Below are 17,482 nucleotides of genomic sequence, written 5' to 3'. Positions count from 1 at the left end.
TTAAAAGAGTTCAATAAAGAAGAAGATCGCGAAGCGTCAGTTCTCCCAAAGAGAACGCTCATCATCAAACATCGAGCTAGGCGGAAGTCGCGGACTTCAGTTGCTCATGTCTCTGACGGCATGTCATGCTTCCCTTTGGGACAAACGTGGTGCCGAACATCTCTCAGGGAGAACGATGGAGATCTCACAGCTGGAAATTTTTATCGCGGTAGCGGAGACGGGCAGTATCACGAAGGCCGCAGCGAAGTTGCTGCGTGTACCTTCCAACGTCTCGACCCGTGTGCAGCAGCTCGAAAGAGAGCTCGGCGTCCAACTCCTCATTCGAGACAAGCGTCAGAGTTCTCTGTCTGCCGACGGGGAACTCTTCCTTGAGTACGCACGCAACATCATCGACATGACCAACGAAGCCAAAAACTTCTCCACCCGCGGCGAACCGCGCGGACGCTTCCGTCTTGGAGCCCTGGAAAGTACAGCCGCAGTCCGAATTCCGCCGATACTTGCGGCCTTTCACCTGAGCTACCCTGCCATTGAGTTGGAACTGGACGCGAATTCCTCAGGTCCCCTTTTCGACAGTCTGCTGAACGGGCAGTTGGCAGCTGCCTTCACCGACGGGCGCCCGGCTGTTCCGGCCCTGACCGGGATCAAGGCCTTTGATGAAGAACTTCGGATCATCACACCCCAAACAGTCCACCACATTGACGAGGACTATAAGGCAACGCACCCCACCGTTTTCGTTTTCGGCCGGATCTGTTCCTATCGGCAACGCTTCGAAGATTGGCTGGAAGCGGAGAACATTGTCCCGGGAAAGTTTGTGGAGATCTCCTCCTACTACAGCATGCTCGCGTGTGTAGCGGCAGGTGCTGGGATCAGCATGATCCCAGCCTCACTTCTCGCCACCCTTCCTGGGGCCGAGGGAGTTAGGGAGCATGCCATTGCCGGTCCACTGGGGGCAGCCGAAACGTGGCTGACCTGGCGAAAGGACTGCAGATCAGCGAACCTTAGAGCCTTCATTGAGGAACTGAAGACACACCAGGGCGAGGCTCCGCTAAAGGTTTCCCCCGCGGCCTGAATTGCATCTCAGACGGGCATAGAGCAGGGGCTTCGGAGCCGTCCTTGACAAGTACAGGAATCCTTTTCAGGTGCTGTCAGGGGCTGTCAGGGGCTGGCGTTCCTTTGTTTTATGCAGCTAATCAGGTGCGTTGGCAGATTCTTGCCAAAGACATGATGATCTGCTGATGACCCCGCCCATGGGTCGGGGCCACCAGCAGAAACGGAGTAGCACATTCTAGTAGACGGGGGTCCTGCTGCTTCTATCGATGGATGCTGCGACCGCCAAGACGATGATCAGGCCAAAGACGACGTACTGAATGCGCGGATCAATGCCGATCGCTGCAGCGCCGATGGGAACCAGCGTCACGATACAGGCCCCGAAGGCCACATTCACAGGGCGTGAAATTCCTCCGGCCACTGCACATCCCCCGATGATCGCCGCGGCTATGGACGGCAGTAGGAGACCGACACCCGCTCCAGTAGCGGTCGCTGTGCCTTGTTGGGCTGTCAGGATCAAACCGGCGAGACCTGCCAAGAACCCGGAGGCGCAGTGGACCAGGGTTCTTGTTTTCAAATTCGAGATTCCCGACAGGATCGCGGTGCGCTCGTTTAGTCCGACGGCTTTTAGTTCCTGACCTAACGAGGTCCGGCTTGTCATGAACCAGATGCCGGCAACAACCAGGGCTCCCAGCCAAACTCCGGCCTCCAAGCCCAGGAACCGCACGTCCAGGACCCACCCAATGATTTCGAGGTTCTGATTTATAGACACTGTGGTTTGATCCGAGATCAGGAGGGCTGCGGCCTGCCAGACACCCATCGCTCCGAGAGTGACGGCAAACGTTGGCACTTGAAAGTACCCACTAAGCCAGCCGCTGAGAGAGCCGATGGCTGCGACCACAAGCAGCGTCAGCACCGGGGCCAACCAGCCCAGAGGACCAAGCCACGAAGCGACAAGGACTGCCGCGAGAACACCCATGGCGGCGTTGGAAAGGTCAATTCCGCCGAGCAGCATGACCAGCATCTGTCCGCACGCCAGGAACAGCAGTGGAAGACACTGCACCAGCATGATGCGTATGCCGCCACCACCGATGAACTGTGGCTCGACGACCGTGATTGCGGCAACCAAAATCACCAGGACGATGGCGGGCATCAGACGACTGAGTGAGATGGCGGCGGGTTTGGTTCGGATCCGGAGCGCCTGTGGTGTGCGCGCGATTGTGGGTGTTTGCACCATGGTTCAGACCATCTTTCCGAGGATATCTACAACCGAGGGCCGTTCGGCCAGGACGTTGATTGAGGCTGTGACTGCACCGTCCTTGAGAACGGTGATGTCGTCCGCGAGTTCCAGAGCTTCTTCGAGGGTGTCGGCGATCGTCAAGACTGCAACTCCGCCGTGGCAGGCCTGCCGCACAGCCTCTTTTACGCTCTCTATCGCTCCTGGGTCCAGCCCCCGGAATGGTCGGTCCAACAGGAGCAATTTCAGGTTGGGGTCACAGAGCCACTTTGCCAGAGCTACCTTTTGCTGGTTCCCGCCCGAGAGCTCAGCAATGGCAGCTTGGCCATCCCATGGCCGGATATCCAGGCGGTCCATCCACATGTTGCTGAGCTGTTCTTCCAGATTCCGCCGGCGCAGCCCCCGTCCGTGGGTTGCATCCAGATGGGCCAGAGCTATGTTCTCGGTGACTGACATACCGGAGACGATGCCTTCAGCTTTTCGTTCGCTGGGGAGGTAAGCCATTCCCCGCCGGATCCGCTCCCGTACAGTGAGCTTGTCAACCGGGTGGCCAGCGACCTTGATCGACCCGCTGGTTACTCGTTCGACACCGAAGATTGCGCGAACCACTTCCTCGCATCCCGACGAGGTGGCCCCGACCAAGCTGTGCAGTTGCCCAGCCTTCAGTGTCAGCGTGATCTCGTCCAGGCCGCCTGCGGTGGACAGGTTCTTGACTTCCAGGACCGTGTCGGCTTCAGCGAAATCCTGAAGGTCCTCACGGACCCGGACAGATTGCCGCCCCGTCATCAGTGCGAAGAGCTCTTCCTCGTCCACATTCTTGGTCTCCCTCTCGGCGACGACCTTGCCGTGCCGCAGAACATATATACGGTCGGTGAACTCCAGGACTTCTTCTAATCTGTGAGATACGAAGATAACCGAGCCAATTTCGCGCAGGCGCTGGATTTCACCTGAAAGGCGTTTGATTTCTGCGGGCTCCAGCACGGACGTCGGCTCGTCGAGGATGACGATGGGGAGAGCGTGTGCATGCTCGCCTACTTCAACTGCCTTGGCAATCTCGACCATCTGACGTTGAGCGAAGGTAAGGTCAGCGATCATTGCCCGCGGGTCCATGTCCAGACCAATGCGCCGCAGTGATTTGGTGGCCTGGGCGTTAATGGTTTTCCAATTAAGAAAGCCAAGGGATGAACCGACGTCCTTGTTCCTGTTCTTCGCCCCGCCCAGGTGGATATTTTCAGCCACTGACAGGTTCGTCAGAAGTGACTGCTCCTGGTGTACGACGCCGATGCCCAATTCCGCCGCGTGCGATGCGTTCCGCAGCTCGCGGTCAATGCCGTGGATTCTTAGGCCACCCGAGTCCTGTTGGTGCAGTCCGGCGAGTAGTTTCAGCAGGGTGGACTTCCCGGCACCGTTCTCGCCGATCAGTCCAACGACCTCGTTCTGTCCAACCCGCATTGAAACGTCCTTCAGGACGGTCTTGGAGCCGAAAGACTTGTTGATGCCACTTAGTTCAAGTGCCGGTGTTACAGACATGGCTACTTCACCACCCTCAATACATCCCGTTTACGGAGAGCCGTCAGAACAACGGCTATGACAATGACGCAACCGAACAAGGCCTGCTGGATGCTCGGGTCCACACCGGAAAGGACCAACCCGTTGTTGAGGACCGTAAGGAGCAGTACGGCAAACATGGACCTGGCCACGCCGCCGCTGCCGCCGCTCAGCAGGGTACCGCCGACTACTACGGCGGTGAGCGTGAAAAACAGCTGTCCGCTGCCCACCTCCACCACACCGGCGCCGAGTTTCACGGAGCCGATCACGCCGGCTAGGGCGGCGCATGCGCCCGAGAAAACGAATACAAGGGTTTTGTAGCGGAAGACTTTGATGCCAGCAACCTTCGCAATTTCCTGGCTGTCACCGATGGCGTAGGCGTATCGCCCGAATTTGGTCCACTTGGACAGAACCAAGGCCAGGCAGAACACGCCTACGGCGATCCAGAAACTGTTGGAGAGGCCAAAGACGGTGCTGCCAAACCAATTCACCAGTGGGCTGGGTTCGAGCGTTGTGGCCCCGTCACCGTAGAGAATGGTGGCCGTACCCAGGCCTATGTACCACATGCCGAGCGTGAGGATGAAGCTGGGAACTTTGAGGTAGTTGTGAATAAGACCTGTTACAAGTCCGAAGAGGACGCCGATTATCAGCGCAATGATGAGGGCGGCCAACTGGAAATCGTTGCCGTTGACGCTATTTCGGGACAGCAACACAAAACTGATGCCGGCCGCAGCCATGGTCCCTTCAAGTGAGAGGTCGACGCTTCCCAAAAGAACCACGAATGTCATACCCGTCACCAGAATCAGGGGCACTGTCGCCTGATTGAGGATGGTGATGACATTTCCGGCGGTCATGAATGAGCCGGGGTTGATCACAGAGAATGCGGCGAAAAGGATCACAAGCGCAACTGCCGTGCCGTACTGCCCGGCTGGCTTGGTGACGGTACGAGTTATGCCTTTGCGGGGACCCGTGGTGGTGGGCCGGGGGTTTTCCTTAAGTAAGCTCATTGGGGCTCCAAAGCTCGATGATTCAAGAATTGACCGAGGGCAAGGGGCCCCCAACCAGTCGATTAAAAAGTCCCTTGTCGAGTTCTGCCATCAGGGAGGTGTAGTCGGGTTCCTTCAGGTACTTGTCCACCGAGTCTCTGCTTACACCGAATTGTGAGTATGTACCGTCTCGTTGCGCGGGCTGCAGGGTGGAAACGTCGAGCTTGCCTGTGGCAGCGGCGTGGCCGATAGCTAAACCGATCATGCCGCTGTAGAAGCCGTCCGAGTACCATGTGGCGACGATGGGCCCGCCCGTTTTCACAGACTTCAGAGCCTCCTGTATTCCATCAATGCCAACTGCTTTCACTTGAACGCTGGCACTTTCCGCTGCCGCCACAGCCCCCAACGTCATAGAATCGCTGCCCGCCCAGATCCCGTTAACCTTCCCGGCAAAGCGTGAGAGCAATGTCTGGGTCTTCGTGTAGGCGGTCTGCCGGTCCCAGTTCGCGCTGTCGCTCCCCAACAAGGAGATCCCGGGGTAGGCCGCCAGCGCCTTTTCAAGACCCGCATATCGCTGCTTTGAAGCGTTGGAATCAAGGACACCCTTCAGCGCGATGATGCCGCCCTCGCCACCCATCGCTTCGAATAACTGGGTCGCGGTGTACTCCCCGGCCGCTACACCGTCGAACCCCATGTGACTTACCCAGGAAGGACCGATGTCCTCAGGCTTTATGCCATCAGGCTTATCCCAGCTGCTCACGACATAGCCGCCGTTGCGGGCGACAGATCGGGCGATGCCTGGAACATCAGCACTGGCAAGAGGCTCCAAGTTGACCACCACCCTCTTGCCGGTGGCCATGGCACTTTGGATCTGGGAATACTGCTGCTGCGAATCAAGGTTGGAGTTGACGATCCGGAGTGGGAGACCCGCGTATTTCGCGAAGGCACGGGAACCGGTCAACCAGTTCTGCATGTAATCATTGGTTGCCGTGTGGATAGTCGACACCAACAGAAGCTCGCTATCCGGGTAAGTTTTCTGTTCGCTTTCGGCGACGTTCCGGGCGGCGCCGCACCCCGCGAGCGAAAGCCCTACTGTCCCGGCCGCGATGCCGAGCAGGGCTGTCCTCCGGCTCATAGGGGATGTGGAGAAGGGGGAATAACTGTTCATGGCGTGGGTGTTCCATCCGTTCTTCGTTGATGGACGGTGGGCCTTAAGGCCTCATTGGCAATTTTTGGGCAGGGCCGATCGCCCGCCCTTTTCTCGGGCGGGATCGCCTTAAGATGCGTTCGATCGGTGGGAGTGTTCGGAATCCCGAGGGATGTACAGGAAGGATTGCCGGGGAGTCCGACGGTGTTGAACGGCGGACTCCCCATAATCGGCGCCTAGTAGGGCAGAACTCCGCGCAAGACAATGCTCTTTATCTGGGTGAACTCCTCGAGCGTGTAGCCGGTTCCCTCGCGGCCAATACCGCTTTTCTTGTAGCCGCCAAAGGCAGCTACATCGGGACGATAGGCGTTGCCGCCATTTATCGAAACTGTGCCAGCCTGGATGCGCACCGCTGCGTCGATAGCGACTGGAAGATTGGTCGTAAAAATCCCGGCGTTGAGGCCAAACTTGGAAGCGTTTGTGATCTCAATTGCTTCGTCGACGTTGTCAAATTTCAGGATGGAGAATACCGGCCCGAAAATTTCCTCGTCTGTCGCGATGGCGTTTTCCTTGGAGATTTCCAGAACCGTGGGCTCGAAGTAGGCGTCCTGGCGAGCACCTCCGACACGCACCGTTGCCCCTTCGCCGATGGCCGCAGCGACTTGTTGCTCCACCCGCCGGGCAGCGTCCAGGCTGACCAGCGGCCCAACATCAGTGCCTTCGGCCATCTGGTCGCCTACGGAAAGCTTCGAGACCTTGGCACTCAGTTTGTCCACAAATTCGGCGTACCGGCTCTTGTCCACCATGATCCGTTTGGTGGCAGCGCACACCTGCCCGTTGGTGTAAATGCGACCCGCGATCGCTTGGTCAACTGCGAAATCAACATCGGCATCTTCACAAACAATGAAGGCATCATTCCCGCTGAGCTCGAGAAAAACACGAACGATGTTGGAACCTGCATTCGCAGCAATAATAGCTCCGACGCGACTGCTGCCGGTAAAGCTGACAGCGGCAATGTCCGGGCTTCTCGACAGGTAGTCCCCGACAACCTCGCCGTACCCTGTAACTATCTGCAGAACGTCACCAGGCACACCTGCCTCATGCAGGATCTCGGTCAGCTGGACAGAGACCATGGGGTCGTCCTCTGGCGGCTTTACGACGATCGCATTCCCGGCAGCAAGTGCAGCACCGACCTTGTGCGCGTACAGTTCCGCAGGAAAGTTGAACGGCACGATACCGACTATGACGCCCAGGGGTTCGCGGACGGTCAACATAAGATCCTTTTCAAAACCCTGCTGAATGTCTAAAGGGATGGTCTGGCCGAAGGTTCGCAGCGATTCTTGAGCGAAGCCCTCGAAAATGCGGGCGGTCGTGTCAATCTCGACAACCGCGTCGGCGACAGTTTTGCCGTTTTCTGCGCTAAGCAACTGCACAAGCGCATCTTTACGCTGCCGGATCAGTGCTACCGCAGCCATCAGAATCTCCACCCGGCGATAGGCTGGGGTCGCTGCCCATTTTTTGGCGCCCCTTTGCGCAGCGTTCAGGGCATGCTGGGCGTCTTCAGGTGTACCGGCGGGCACCGTTCCCAACAGTGAACCATCCGACATGTTGCGGACTTCAATGGTTTCTCCACTGCTGCTCTGCCTCCATTCACCGTCAATGTGCAGGCCGTGCGGCGTTGTGGTTTCGATTGAAACTGTCATAGTTCCTCCTCGGTGTAGTCGTGCGTTTGTTTGGTTTTCTACCAGCGGTTCAGGACGGTAATTCCTACCGAACTGAAGCCGCCCATGGAGATGATTGATTCGCTTGCGTCTTCGACGCCGATCCTTCGCGTCACCAGCTTCCCGGGCTGCAGGATGCCGCGCTCCATCATGCGAAGGAGCGAGGGAAATCGGGATGCCTGCATGCCCAGCGATCCAATGATGGACAGCTCCTTTTGCACAATGACATCGATGGGCAGGGCAATCTGGCCGGCCTCCTCGGCCCCGGTGAGCCCAATTTGCAGGTGGCGTCCGCGCTTGCGAAGGCTGTTGACGGAGTTCTGACAGGTGGCTGGAATACCCAGCGCATCCACGGAGACGTGAGCGCCGCCTTTCGTGAACTCCTTGATCTCCTCCGCGGCGTCGGTAGCGCGAGCATTGATCGTGGCGACAGCGCCCAAGTCTTTGGCAAGTGCCAGAGCATCGTCGTTGACGTCTACGGCCAGCACGTTAGCTCCCATGGCCGAAGCGATCTGTATCGCGGAGAGCCCGATGCCACCGCACCCGTGTACCGCGACCCACTCGCCAGGCTGAACGTGTGCCTGATCAACGACTCCGTGAAAGGCCGTAACGTAGCGGCAGCCCAGACCGGCCACAGATTCAAAGTCCAAGTTGTCAGGCACAGGCACTACATTGAAGTCCGCCCGTGGGATTGCGGCATATCGCCCGTAACCACCCCAGAAGTCGACGCCGGACTGAAGCAGGTTGTCGCAGACGTTGGAGTGACCCGCCACGCACTGCTCACACGTTCCGTCTCCCAATCCAAAAGGAACAACTACGCGATCACCAACGTGAAATTTCCTTACATCGCGGCCTACGGCTTCGACAACGCCCGCATACTCGTGGCCCATAACGTGCGGGAGCTCAAGGTCGAGGCCAACCCAGCTCCAATCACCGTTCCACAAATGCCAGTCGCTTCTGCAGATCCCATTGGCTTCAACCCGCAGAATGATCCCGTCACCGGGAACGGTGGGATCGGGCATTTCCAAGACCTGCATGGGCTTCTGGAACTCCGTTACTACAAGGGCTTTCACCAGTACTCCTTAGTGGGGTGTTGCCGACTCAAGCGCGAGGGTAGATCAGCTGATCTCCAGCGGTGTCGTGCGTCACATTGAACTTCGACTTAGTCTAGGAAGATGCGTAAGTTTCTTACAGACGAAGTTTAGGAACTCAAACTTCTGTAAAACTGAACGATCTTGGGAGACCACGCCACCGCCGCAGAAAACCTCTGCCATCCGTGCTTAGCGGTCTGAACACCCACCCAGGCAGGTGGAAGGCATGGGCCGAGACCAATGCGATTCCCCGACTCAAGTAGCCAGCGGGAACAATTCCGCCACCCAACGCCGACACGTCGGATGGCTGCTCCCTCCCCGCCTCCACCACCTCACGGGGGTGGGAAATTCGTCGACGGCGGAACACTGCAGGGGTACCTGTGCTGCCAAACACCTCGCCAGCAGTCGCCAAGATAGCGATCCCAGGTCCACGCCATTGTGTAGTTCGTGCTCAGCACGGGGATCCGAGGCTTCAAGACGCAACGCCCACCGATTCAGGTTGACTTGCGGGCTTCTGTCGGAGAACTGCCCGACTGCGAGATATTCCGTTGACAAGTCGTCTGGCTGCCATCAAACAGGACGTCGCTCAGCATGGGACGACCCCACTGCCCCGGCAGCCCCGGCCAAGCGTGCCATCGTGGTAAATAATGGCATCCGCTGCTGTCGAGGAGGCTAGCCAAACAGGCGCAAAAACAATGCCCCGGACCTCAAACCACGATCATTCAACAGAAGGAGGACCACCCCCTCACCGCCTTCACACCTCTGGCCCACAAAGAGCGAGCCCGCAATGACCTCGACAACACGGCGCACCGCGTCGACTGATCGCTCATCTCCGAATTACACATGGTCGGGGTCTCGTCTAATACCTCGTTAACGCATGGAAAGCCGTGCCATTTGAACTGGCGACATGTTGCTATGGCCGCTCACCTGCAATGAACAGTTGCAGGCCGAGGAGGCGCAGGGATGGCTGTGATCAGTCGCAATAAAGGAGATTTAAGTGTGGACAATGTCCACACCCCCTTTGGCCGGACAAAGCATCGGCCAGCCCCGACTTGTCACGCCAAGAACAAGCCGAAGCGAGACCGCATCTACGCAGTTTCTCAAAGTCATGTCGTGTTAAGCGCACCTACCCATGAAGAGGTGTAGGACAACAACGTCCTACCGGACGAACCAAGAGAGGAACACATAACCCCAGCTCACAGCATGCGGAGGGCCAACCAGCCACGACCCTGAACCCGCTCCCCCACAACTTCACAGGCGACCCGCGGCGCCAGGCACACCCCGCGGCCAGTGTCAGAGGGACCTGACCACCCAGAATGTCCACACGTTAAAGCAAAAACCCCCTCTGACGAGGGGGTATGCCGTGCCCGAGGTGGGACTCGAACGGGATTTCCGGGCCTTGCAAACACTGGGAAGTGGCGGGAACATGCGAAAACCGGGCCAGTCCGGCGGCTGTACGAGGCAGTCCGAATCGAAAAGTGTGGACAGTGTCCACACTTCTTTTTTGCTCGGTCGGGCACCGAAAGAGAAGATCCAGCTCATCCCTGCAGTCGTATCCAGCACCTGAAAATCGGAGCCGACTGTTCTGCAGATTGCCTGCTCCTTGGCACCCTTTCCGACCCTGTCGAACAACCCAAAACCGACTGCACTCCGCCCCCCGGAACAAAGAAATATCCAACTCAATGGCTGCACCTCCTTCATTAAGAGCATGGCGGAAACTATATCGAGCATCATGACAAGACGTTTGGGCCGGTCCGACGGCAGATGTCCATTATCGGCAGTCGGCTACGTACCTGACAAAAGTGCTGCCTTCGGAAATCCGCGCTTCAGAGTGCGCGGATCCAAATGAGATCGTAGACCAGGGCGGAGCTCGGCGCAGGCCCACGTTGACATCGGGCCGTCCAAGCGGCACTGGCGCCCCTTAACGAGCAAGAGTAGCGTCCATAGCAGAAATGGCGCCTCTGAAGCTGCTCACTTCCCGGGCGCCCGTGCTCACCAGAGTCAGTCTCATAAAGGGGACGGGATGGCTGGATGGAATGCTGACACGGCTGCTGGTCCCCTTGGGGCCGGAACGGTCACTTTGGTGGAAGGATCCTCCTTCTGCATTTCTGACCCGAACGGGGATATCCGCCCCGAACATCCGCACGGCGTCTTTTTCAGGACACTCGCATCCTCTCCCACTGGATGACGACCATCGATGGCCAGCCCATTGAACCACTGGCCGCGGAGACGAAGGAACCGTATCGGGCGCTGTTTGCCGGCCGGGTGCCTCGTTTGGACGGCCACACGGACAGTCCGCTGATCGTCGAGCGCCTGCGCGAAGTGGGCGCAGGCATTCAAGAGCAGGTCACTCATCGCAATTTCTCGAACGAGCCTGCCGAATGTGTGGTCTCCCTGAAAGTCGAAGCCGACTTCGCCGACCTTTTCGAAGTCAAGGACGCCCGAATTCAGCGGCGTTGGGACCAAACGTGCCACGTAAACGGCGACACCCTGACAATCAGGGCTGCCTGGCAGGACGTTCGGAAGGGCATCCTCATCCAGGCACCAGGAGCCGACATCACGCCGGAGGGCCTAGGCTATCGAGTCACGGTTGCCCCGCATAGCCAGTGGAGTTCCGTCATCACTGCGGTGCCGAGCAGTGAGGCGACAAGTCCGCCGCGCCGCCGTCGTTCATTCATCTTGATGCAGAAGGCATGTCCGCAAGTGACCGCCGCCGACAGGGATGGGTGGCGAAAATTCCCGTGGTCCGCGTGGGAAACCGCTCGATTGAACGGACGCTGCGACGGAGCTATGACGACCTCGGTGCCCTTCGCATCGAAGATCCAAACCATCCGGACCGTGTAGTGGTGGCGGCAGGGGCGCCCTGGTTCATGACCCTGTTCGGCCGGGACTCCCTGCTGGCCTCGCACATGGCCGCGCCGTGGATCCCTCCCTGGCATTGGTACACTTCAGACGCTGGCCGACCGCCAAGGTACGGTAGTGGACGCGGTGAGCGAGGAGGAACCGGGCAAGATCCTGCATGAAGTAAGGCTCGATGTCTCCAGTGGGCTTTCCCTGGGCGGCAAGTCCGTCTACTACGGGAGCGTCGACGCCACCCCCCTTTTCGTTTGCGTCTTGGGCACAGTCAGCCGGTGGGGTTTCGCCAAGGAGACCATCGCCGCCCTGCTACCGCACGCGGACCGGGCAATGAACTGGATCCGCGACTCGGAGACAAAAGACGGCGACGGGTTCGTCGAGTACAACCGCCTCAACCCCGAGGGCTCATCAATCAGGGCTGGAAAGACTCCTGGGACGGCATCAACTTCGCCGGCGGCACACTGACCGAGCCGCCAATCGCGCTCTGCGAAGTACAGGCCTACGTCTACCAGGCACATATGTCCCGGGCATGGATGGCGTACGACGACGGCGATATGGCCTTGGGAGACGAACTCGCCGACCGCGGGGCAAAGTTCAAGAAACAGTTCAACGAGCAGTTCTGGATGCCTGACCGCGGATACTACGCCATCGCCCTGGATGGGAAGAAGCGGCAGGTCGACGCCTGCGCCTCCAACATGGGCCACTGCCTATGGGTCGGTCTCGTGGATGAGGACAAGGCACCCCTGGTGGCCGAACGGCTGATGTCCCCCGAAATGTTCAGCGGCTGGGGTGTGCGCACCCTCGCCACCAACATGGGCGCCTATAACCCGGCCAGCTATCACAACGGCTCGGTCTGGCCCCATGACAACGCAATCATCGCCCAAGGACTCATGCGCTACGGCTTTGTGACCGAGGCGCAACGAATCTCCACCGCGCTGCTGGAGGCAGCGGAATTCTCCGATGGCCGATTGCCGGAATTGTTCTGTGGTTCAGGCCGTGAGCAATTCAAGGCACCGGTCCCCTACCTAAAGGCATGCTCACCGCAAGCCTGGGCGGCCACAGCGCCGATCCTGCTCGTAACGAGCCTGATGCAGTATGACGCTCACGTTTCCCTTGGCGGCGTCTGGATAGATCCCGCGCTGCCCAAGTCCTACGGGGACCTGCACATCCTCAATGCACCCATGGCAGGCGGCCGAATCTCCATAGACGTGACCAAAAACAAACCGTCAATCCGAGGACTGCCCAAAGGAATAGTCTTTCACCGCGGGCACCGGCCCTCAATGACGGAGCTCGTGGAACAAGTGGGCCCCATTGCTATGGCTTAGTTCGCAGCCACGTCGGTCCGAACCGTGTCGGCAGCCCAGCCCAAATGGCCGTTGAGGAACTGACTTTCAGGCGTCTTGATCTTTCCCGCTCAGGCCCCCTACTTGTATCCGGCCACCTCGCGTCGACCTGACACGATGCACAACCCAGCCATCGCCAAACCCTAAATTTCACGCACGGTGACCGGCTGCGTTCGCCCCTGTTGCCTGTTGGAAAGCGGGTTACTAGTGTGGCGGGCAACCCAGGCCCCCAGCTGTTTCATTACGTGCCTGCCGTGGCAGACCCAGTTCCACAAGGAGTTGTTCAATGAAGATCATCGTTCTGATTAAGCAGGTGCCAGATACGTCCGAGGACAGGCGCCTTGATTCTGCAACCGGCCTTCTTGACAGAAGCTCAACCGAAGGCGTGATCGACGAAGTCAACGAGCGCGGCCTGGAAGTGGCTCTCCAGTACAAGGATTCCCACAAAGGAACTGAAGTCGTGGCCTTGTCCATGGGGCCACAGGGCGCCAGTCAAGCTCTTCGAAAGGCCTTGTCCATGGGAGCTGACTCAGCCATTCATGTGCTGGACGATGACCTTTCAGGCGCGGACGCTGTTTGGACATCGAAGGCGCTTTCGGCCGCTCTGAAAACAACTGCCTTTGACCTCGTCGTGGCCGGAAACGAGTCGACCGATGGGCGCTCTGGATCCGTTCCGGCCATGGTGGCTGAACGCCTTGCACTTCCCCTTCTCGGTTCGATCAGGGCAGTGGACATTCACGGCACCTCGGTCACGGGCCAGCGTGAAGTTGAATCAGGCACGCTCAGCGTCCGCGCTTCCTTGCCGGCAGTTATCACGGTTACTGAGCGTTCAGCAGAGGCGCGCTTTCCCAACTTCAAAGGCATATTGACGGCGAAGCGAAAACCCGTGAAGACCTTGTCCCTGGCGGACCTGAATCTGGATCCCTCCGAATGTTCAGCCGCAGCACGCTCAGTGGTCGTTTCCGTTGCAGCACGCCCGGCCCGTCAATCAGGCAAGAAGATCATCGACAGTGGTACCGCCGGTGTTGAGCTTGCGGAATACCTTGGCGCCCGCCAGCTGCTCTAAAGGAGGACAAAAATGTCAAACGTACTAGTGCTCGTTGAACTTTCCACCGAAGGGAAGATCTCCCAAAGTGCCGGCGAATTGCTCGGCCTGGCTTCAACACTGGGCACCCCTGTCGCCGTTCTGGCCACACCCCGTGTGGCAGCTGAGATAGTGGCGGAGCTGGGCTCCCTCGGAGCCCAGCACATTTTCCTTGGCCAAACCGAACCGGAACCGACGCTGCTCCTGACACCCCAGGTTGAAGCTCTCTGGCATGCTGTTCAACAGTTCGAGCCCTCCGCTGTGCTGGCCTCAAGCTCAATTGACGGTCGTGAAGCAGCCGCTCGACTGGCCGCACGCACGAATGGAGCCCTGCTTACCAACGCTGTCGCGGTTCGACTCGAAGGTGAACGCATTCTGGCCACTCATTCAGTCTTCGGCGGCTCATATTTTGTGGAATCCACTGCCGAAGACGGGTTGCCCATCATCACAGTCCACCGCGGCGCCCTGGAAGGCAGGGCACCTGAAGCGGTCCCTGGAGTCACCATCCATCACTTGACCCTCAGCGTGGAGGCATCCGGGGTCATCGAAGGAACCACACCCGTCCTCGCCTCGTCCCGTCCCGATCTGCGCACGGCTGAGAAGGTTGTGTCCGGCGGTCGGGGCATGGGTTCCAAGGAAAACTTCGCCTTGGTTGAAGAACTCGCCGACGTGCTCGACGCGGCGGTGGGCGCCTCTCGTGCCGCCGTAGACGCCGGCTACGTTGCTCAAAGCTCCCAAGTCGGGCAGACCGGAGTCACTGTAACGCCGCAACTTTACGTCGCCCTCGGAATTTCTGGAGCTATTCAGCACAGGGCGGGGATGCAGGGGGCAAAAACAATCGTGGCCATCAACTCCGACAAGGACGCACCAATTTTCGATGTGGCTGACTTTGGAATCGTTGGGGACGTTTTCAACGTAGTACCGCAGCTGATGGACGCCATCCGGTCACGGTCACAGGGGCGCAGCTAGGCCATGGCAACCTCAGTGAAAAGTCGGCAAACGACGAAGACAAAATGGACACGACTGGTCGTGACCGCGGCATCGGCTCTGCTGCTGCTCGTTGCGGCCGTCCTGGCAGCGAAATGGTTCACGGCCCTTGACAGTACAGCTTCGTTCCTCCAAGAATTCCCCGGGCACATGCAGCCTCCGGAAGGATCGCAGACCGGCTTTCCCGCCTGGCTCGGTTGGCAGCATTTTCTCAATATGTTTTTTCTAGTGCTGATCATCAGGAGCGGCTGGCAAATTCGGACTGACACCCGCCCAAAGGGGAATTGGACTCGGAACAACAGAGGCTTTATCCGAACCAAAAGGGCACCAACCAAAATCAGTCTCAACTTGTGGCTTCACATGAGCCTGGATGTATTTTGGATTCTGAACGGGATCATCTTCATCGTCCTGTTGTTCTCGACAGGGCGTTGGCAGCGAATCGTTCCCACAAGTTGGGATATTGTTCCCAACGCACTGTCAGCGGGGCTGCAGTACCTTGCCCTGGATTGGCCGACGGAGGACGGCTGGGTCAGCTACAACGCGCTGCAGTTACTCGCCTATTTCGTCACCGTCTTCATCGCGGCCCCGCTGGCTTTTCTCACCGGACTGCGGATGTCCCCGCTGTGGCCAAAACAACTTGGCAACCTCAACCGGATATACCCCATGGAAGTCGCCCGGGCTCTCCACTTTCCGGTGATGATCTACTTCGTCGGGTTCGTCGTCGTTCATGTGGCCCTGGTGCTCGCCACAGGCGCCTTGCGCAACCTTAATCACATGTACGCATCAAGCAACGAGGACAACTGGACCGGATTCTGGATCTTCGGCGCTTCGCTGATCGTTATGGTCGCCGCTTGGTTCCTGACCAAGCCCCTATTCCTGCGTCCCGTGGCCGCACTGACAGGCTCAGTCACCCGCTAAGAACATCCATTGACAACCCCCGACGGCGACAGAGCCGTCGGGGGTTGTCTTCTCCAGCGCAACAATGCGGGCTCCCCGCTTCCGGTTAACTGGAGAAGCGAAGGGCCCCCGTAACTCGACGAGGGCCCTGCCTACTTCATGAGATTTGCCCTGATGAGGGTTGCATGGGCGTGCTTAAGGATCGGCCCGTCAACCATCTTTCCGTTGAAGCTGAAGACGCCGTTGCCTGCCTTCGCTGCTGCCCCAAGGAGCTTGGATGCGGCTAAGACTTCATCAGGAGTGGGTGCGTAGGCGCCACGTACGATACTTACCTGGTTTGGGTGGATACATGCCTTCGATCCGAACCCGGAGGCGACAGCGTCGGCGGCCTCTAAGGCCAAACCACGAAGGTCCGCGATGTCAACAAAGACGGAATCAATGACTTCTTTGCCGGCCGCACCAGCGGCAAGAAGCACCGCTGACCGTGCGTGCATTGCGACAGCACGATATCGGCCCCGACCAGTCCTGCTTGACTTTCCGCCCAGCGATGCAACCAGATCTTCGGCGCCCCACATCAGGGCAACGACGTTGGGCTCAGCTGCAATCTGGGATGCATTGACGATGCCGGCAGCTGTCTCGCAAAGGGCGATGACGGCGTAGCCATGCAGACTTCGGCACTGGGAAGCCTGTTCAGCCTTAGCCAGCATGATGGTGCGGTACGGCGTCTGAGCCAGACACTCGAGGTCCTTGGTGAGTTCTTCCGTTCCGGCTGGATTTATCCGGACAATCGTACGGCGTGGGTCGAGCGCGGAGCCGGGTGCCTGCCTCAGGATAGCCAGGCGGGCGAGTTCTTTATCTCCCGGCGCCACGGCGTCCTCCAAATCCAGGATCACGGCGTCTGCCCGTTCGGCTGCCTTCTGGTAGCGTTCGGGCCTGTCAGCTGGGCAAAACAATAAAGCCGGACCCGGTACGAGATTCGTCGTCATGTTACTCCCCCTGCTGCAAAATGTGCGCTCTTCTGGTCCACATCAGGCTGCTCCTCGTCGCGACGGCAACCACCTTCCCGTCCTGGTTGCGGCCCACGTGTTTCATCGTCACGATTCCCTGTCCGGGTCGGGACGCAGAGAGGCGCTTTTCACTGATAACCGTCTCCGTGTAGAGCGTGTCACCGTGGTGGAGCGGATGAGGGAAAGCGATGTCCGTCAGTCCGAGTTGGGCGATGATGGTGCCTTGCGTCAGCTGGGGCACGGACTGACCGACGACCACAGCCAGGGTAAACATAGAATTCATCAGTCGCTGACCAAACGGCTGCCCAGCGCTCCATGCCGCATCCAGATGAAGGGCCTGGGTGTTCATGGTCATGGTCGTGAACAGTACGTTATCCGTTTCCGTTACTGTCCTGCCGGGCCGGTGCGCGTAGACGACGCCTTCTTCGAGTTCATCGAAATACAGCCCCCGCTGTTCAATGATGCGCTTGCTGGGGCAAGGGGCAGTGGCGGGGTTTTTGATCTTTTCATCCATGAGTGTGGCTACTCTCA

The 17,482-nt window shown here is 58.8% G+C and carries 12 protein-coding genes and 1 pseudogene; 5 read left to right on the top strand and 8 right to left on the bottom strand.

What is annotated here, in order from left to right; translation table 11 throughout:
- Positions 1-175: 175 nt before the first annotated feature.
- Complete coding sequence (locus tag AC1DD5_RS22020) at positions 176-1,069, top strand: LysR family transcriptional regulator (RefSeq protein WP_458106721.1); 894 nt, start codon at positions 176-178, stop codon at positions 1,067-1,069.
- 216 nt (positions 1,070-1,285) lie between these two features.
- Here AC1DD5_RS22020 and AC1DD5_RS22015 read toward each other — a convergent pair whose 3' ends face one another.
- From AC1DD5_RS22015 to AC1DD5_RS21990, 6 genes are all read right to left on the bottom strand, one after another.
- Positions 1,286-2,284 (bottom strand): ABC transporter permease, encoded by a 999-nt coding sequence (locus AC1DD5_RS22015; protein ID WP_458106722.1) that lies wholly within the window; start codon positions 2,282-2,284, stop codon positions 1,286-1,288.
- 3 nt (positions 2,285-2,287) lie between these two features.
- Positions 2,288-3,814, bottom strand: coding sequence for a sugar ABC transporter ATP-binding protein (locus AC1DD5_RS22010; RefSeq protein ID WP_477522773.1), 1,527 nt, complete (start codon positions 3,812-3,814; stop codon positions 2,288-2,290).
- 2 nt (positions 3,815-3,816) lie between these two features.
- The gene (locus AC1DD5_RS22005) at positions 3,817-4,839 is read right to left on the bottom strand and encodes an ABC transporter permease (protein ID WP_477522772.1); all 1,023 of its coding nucleotides are present in this window, start codon (positions 4,837-4,839) and stop codon (positions 3,817-3,819) included.
- A 22-nt stretch (positions 4,840-4,861) separates the two neighbouring features.
- A complete protein-coding gene (locus AC1DD5_RS22000; RefSeq protein ID WP_477522771.1) occupies positions 4,862-5,953 on the bottom strand; it encodes a sugar ABC transporter substrate-binding protein in 1,092 nt (363 codons plus the stop codon).
- 248 nt (positions 5,954-6,201) lie between these two features.
- Complete coding sequence (locus AC1DD5_RS21995; protein ID WP_477522770.1) at positions 6,202-7,668, bottom strand: aldehyde dehydrogenase family protein; 1,467 nt, start codon at positions 7,666-7,668, stop codon at positions 6,202-6,204.
- 38 nt (positions 7,669-7,706) lie between these two features.
- On the bottom strand, positions 7,707-8,759 hold the full coding sequence (locus AC1DD5_RS21990; RefSeq protein ID WP_477522769.1) for a zinc-dependent alcohol dehydrogenase family protein: 1,053 nt from the start codon (positions 8,757-8,759) through the stop codon (positions 7,707-7,709).
- A 2,041-nt stretch (positions 8,760-10,800) separates the two neighbouring features.
- On the opposite strand from AC1DD5_RS21990, the pseudogene AC1DD5_RS21985 reads away from it, so the two are divergent.
- The 4 genes and pseudogenes from AC1DD5_RS21985 to AC1DD5_RS21970 all read left to right on the top strand — a co-directional run bounded on the left by AC1DD5_RS21985 (position 10,801) and on the right by AC1DD5_RS21970 (position 15,965).
- Positions 10,801-12,958: pseudogene (locus AC1DD5_RS21985) on the top strand (amylo-alpha-1,6-glucosidase).
- 304 nt (positions 12,959-13,262) lie between these two features.
- A complete protein-coding gene (locus AC1DD5_RS21980) occupies positions 13,263-14,042 on the top strand; it encodes an electron transfer flavoprotein subunit beta/FixA family protein (protein WP_477522768.1) in 780 nt (259 codons plus the stop codon).
- 12 nt (positions 14,043-14,054) lie between these two features.
- Positions 14,055-15,029, top strand: a complete 975-nt coding sequence (locus tag AC1DD5_RS21975; RefSeq protein WP_477522767.1) for an electron transfer flavoprotein subunit alpha/FixB family protein — start codon at positions 14,055-14,057, stop codon at positions 15,027-15,029.
- A gap of 3 nt (positions 15,030-15,032) precedes the next feature.
- Positions 15,033-15,965 (top strand): cytochrome b/b6 domain-containing protein, encoded by a 933-nt coding sequence (locus tag AC1DD5_RS21970; protein ID WP_442017900.1) that lies wholly within the window; start codon positions 15,033-15,035, stop codon positions 15,963-15,965.
- 131 nt (positions 15,966-16,096) lie between these two features.
- Here AC1DD5_RS21970 and AC1DD5_RS21965 read toward each other — a convergent pair whose 3' ends face one another.
- The gene (locus AC1DD5_RS21965; RefSeq protein ID WP_442017899.1) at positions 16,097-16,930 is read right to left on the bottom strand and encodes an HpcH/HpaI aldolase/citrate lyase family protein; all 834 of its coding nucleotides are present in this window, start codon (positions 16,928-16,930) and stop codon (positions 16,097-16,099) included.
- A gap of 1 nt (position 16,931) precedes the next feature.
- The gene (locus tag AC1DD5_RS21960) at positions 16,932-17,465 is read right to left on the bottom strand and encodes a MaoC family dehydratase (protein ID WP_442017898.1); all 534 of its coding nucleotides are present in this window, start codon (positions 17,463-17,465) and stop codon (positions 16,932-16,934) included.
- Between the last annotated feature and the right edge of the window lie 17 nt (positions 17,466-17,482).

The sequence above is a fragment of the Paenarthrobacter sp. 10L420 genome, assembly GCF_056395385.1.
The sequence above is the reverse complement of the archived record's forward strand: the minus strand, read 5'-3'. Positions and strand labels throughout refer to the sequence as shown.

What these genes read in the sequence shown, in the direction of transcription:
- AC1DD5_RS22020 (WP_458106721.1), top strand. Translation starts at nt 176, where the DNA reads ATGGAGATCTCACAGCTGGAAATTTTTATCGCGGTAGCGGAGACGGGC.
- AC1DD5_RS22015 (WP_458106722.1), bottom strand. Translation starts at nt 2,284, where the DNA reads ATGGTGCAAACACCCACAATCGCGCGCACACCACAGGCGCTCCGGATC.
- AC1DD5_RS22010 (WP_477522773.1), bottom strand. Translation starts at nt 3,814, where the DNA reads ATGTCTGTAACACCGGCACTTGAACTAAGTGGCATCAACAAGTCTTTC.
- AC1DD5_RS22005 (WP_477522772.1), bottom strand. Translation starts at nt 4,839, where the DNA reads ATGAGCTTACTTAAGGAAAACCCCCGGCCCACCACCACGGGTCCCCGC.
- AC1DD5_RS22000 (WP_477522771.1), bottom strand. Translation starts at nt 5,953, where the DNA reads ATGAGCCGGAGGACAGCCCTGCTCGGCATCGCGGCCGGGACAGTAGGG.
- AC1DD5_RS21995 (WP_477522770.1), bottom strand. Translation starts at nt 7,668, where the DNA reads ATGACAGTTTCAATCGAAACCACAACGCCGCACGGCCTGCACATTGAC.
- AC1DD5_RS21980 (WP_477522768.1), top strand. Translation starts at nt 13,263, where the DNA reads ATGAAGATCATCGTTCTGATTAAGCAGGTGCCAGATACGTCCGAGGAC.
- AC1DD5_RS21975 (WP_477522767.1), top strand. Translation starts at nt 14,055, where the DNA reads ATGTCAAACGTACTAGTGCTCGTTGAACTTTCCACCGAAGGGAAGATC.
- AC1DD5_RS21970 (WP_442017900.1), top strand. Translation starts at nt 15,033, where the DNA reads ATGGCAACCTCAGTGAAAAGTCGGCAAACGACGAAGACAAAATGGACA.
- AC1DD5_RS21965 (WP_442017899.1), bottom strand. Translation starts at nt 16,930, where the DNA reads ATGACGACGAATCTCGTACCGGGTCCGGCTTTATTGTTTTGCCCAGCT.
- AC1DD5_RS21960 (WP_442017898.1), bottom strand. Translation starts at nt 17,465, where the DNA reads ATGGATGAAAAGATCAAAAACCCCGCCACTGCCCCTTGCCCCAGCAAG.